This window comes from Aeromonas sp. HMWF014 (assembly GCF_963878295.1).
GTDB classification, from domain to species: domain Bacteria; phylum Pseudomonadota; class Gammaproteobacteria; order Enterobacterales; family Aeromonadaceae; genus Aeromonas; species Aeromonas popoffii.
Window position 1 is genome coordinate 4,464 of the sequence record NZ_CAWNYS010000009.1, and the last position, 343, is coordinate 4,806.

General features: G+C 66.8%; 1 protein-coding gene. It reads right to left on the reverse strand.

Annotated features, from left to right (window positions below; translation table 11 throughout):
- Nucleotides 1–343 (reverse strand): formate--tetrahydrofolate ligase (locus AAC083_RS00200; RefSeq protein ID WP_258224837.1); only part of this gene is annotated, 343 nt, incomplete at both ends.

Below are 343 nucleotides of genomic sequence, written 5' to 3' on the forward strand. Positions count from 1 at the left end.
GATCACCGAGGAGTTGCCGTGGGCTATGTTGGCAAAGGGGCCCGCGTGCACCAGCACTGGGGTCTGCTCCGTGGTCTGCATCAGGGTCGGTTGCAGCGCGTCTTTGAGCAGCACCGTCATGGCGCCCGCGACTTCCAGCTGCTCGGCGGTGATGGGGTTGCCCTGGTTATCGAGGGCCAGCTGGATGCGACCGATGCGGGTGCGCAAATCTTTCAGGTCGCCGGCCAGCGCCAGAATGGCCATCAGCTCGGAGGCGGCCGTGATGACGAAACGATCCGTGCGCTCCACCCCATCGCCCGGGCCACCCTGACCGAAGCTGAGGTGGCGCAGGGCGCGGTCGTTC